2 protein-coding genes are annotated in these 1300 nt (G+C 46.2%); both read left to right on the top strand.

The features are described from left to right. Positions 1-61 precede the first annotated feature (61 nt). Positions 62-415 (top strand): helix-turn-helix domain-containing protein, encoded by a 354-nt coding sequence (locus tag IAG03_RS14015; protein ID WP_249320735.1) that lies wholly within the window; start codon positions 62-64, stop codon positions 413-415. Next, positions 409-1254: an IS3 family transposase gene (locus tag IAG03_RS14010; protein WP_249320737.1), complete on the top strand. Its 846-nt coding sequence runs from the start codon at positions 409-411 to the stop codon at positions 1252-1254. Before IAG03_RS14015 ends, IAG03_RS14010 begins: the two co-directional genes overlap by 7 nt. Positions 1255-1300: the final 46 nt, after the last annotated feature.

The raw sequence follows: 1300 nt of genomic DNA, 5'->3' as shown, positions 1-1300 counted from the left end.
TGAACAGCACCCCATTTGTTAGACAGTATGATATACTATCTAACAAGTGGGGTGTTTTGCTATGCCAAAAGGAGTACCAAACAAACGATATACGCCGGAGTTCAAGAGAATGGTTGTAGAAACCATGAAAAAAGAACATCTGAGTATCTATGCAGCGATGCAGGAATTTGGAATTAACGACCATAAAATTATAGAGCGCTGGGAACGCATTTATTTGGAAGAAGGGCCGGAAGGGTTAGCCATCGAACGGCGTGGCCGCAGCAGTAAGGGTCGTCCGCCAAAGCAGTTGCCGAAGCAGGTAGAAGAAGATCTGCTGGCAGAAGTCCAGCGGTTGCGTGCGGAGAATGACTACCTAAAAAATTTGCAAGCCTTGGTTTTGGAAGACGAGCGACGCCAGCACAAAAAACGCTGGTAGTTCAGAAGCTAAGGCAAAAACACGCACTCAGTATTCTTCTCTCAATCGCTCAACTGCCCCGTGCATCTTTCTACTATCATTTGAAGCAGATGCAGAAAGAAGACAAATATGCATCTGTTAAGGAAGAAATCACAACGATTTACCACGAAAACAGGGGCCGGTACGGCTATCGCCGCATTACAACAGAACTTCACAAGCGTAATTTTCTCCTGAACCACAAGACTGTCCAGCGGCTTATGAAAGAGTTGGGCTTAGTTTGCCGTGTCAGGATGAAGAAGTATCATTCTTACAAGGGTGAAGTGGGCAAAATCGCACCAAATCTGTTAAACCGAGATTTCCATGCCGAAAAGCCGAACCAGAAGTGGGTCACCGATGTGACAGAGTTCAGTTTGTTTGGAGAGAAGCTCTATCTGTCCCCAATTCTCGATCTGCACAGCAGCGATCTGGTCAGCTATACCATCTCTGCGCATCCTGTTCTGAGTATGGTTACGACTATGCTGGATAAGGCTTTTGAGAAGATACCGGATGGAACCGGGTTGATCCTTCATTCTGACCAGGGCTGGCAGTACCAACACAAACAATACCAACAGATGCTCCGGGAGAAAGGTGTTCGCCAGAGCATGAACCGCAAGGGAAACTGTCTGGACAATGCTGTGATAGAAAATTTCTTCGGGCTGCTCAAAAGTGAGCTGCTGTATTTGCAGGAGTTCCGCTCCATGGAACACTTCAAACTGGAACTGATCGAATATCTAGATTACTACAACAACCGCAGAATCAAGGCAAAGCTAAAGGGCTTGCCGCCTGCAATTCACAGACAGCAAGCCCTTTCGGCTGCTTGAACATTTTTTACTTCAGAATATTGTCTAACTTTTTGGGGTCACTTCA

This window comes from Yeguia hominis (genome assembly GCF_014384705.1).
Taxonomy (GTDB): Bacteria; Bacillota; Clostridia; order Oscillospirales; family Acutalibacteraceae; genus Yeguia; species Yeguia hominis.
This window is presented reverse-complemented; position numbering and strand designations above follow the sequence as displayed.

Bases quoted from the DNA above. Each gene is read 5' to 3' on its own strand.
- IAG03_RS14015 (WP_249320735.1), top strand. From the start codon at position 62: ATGCCAAAAGGAGTACCAAACAAACGATATACGCCGGAGTTCAAGAGA.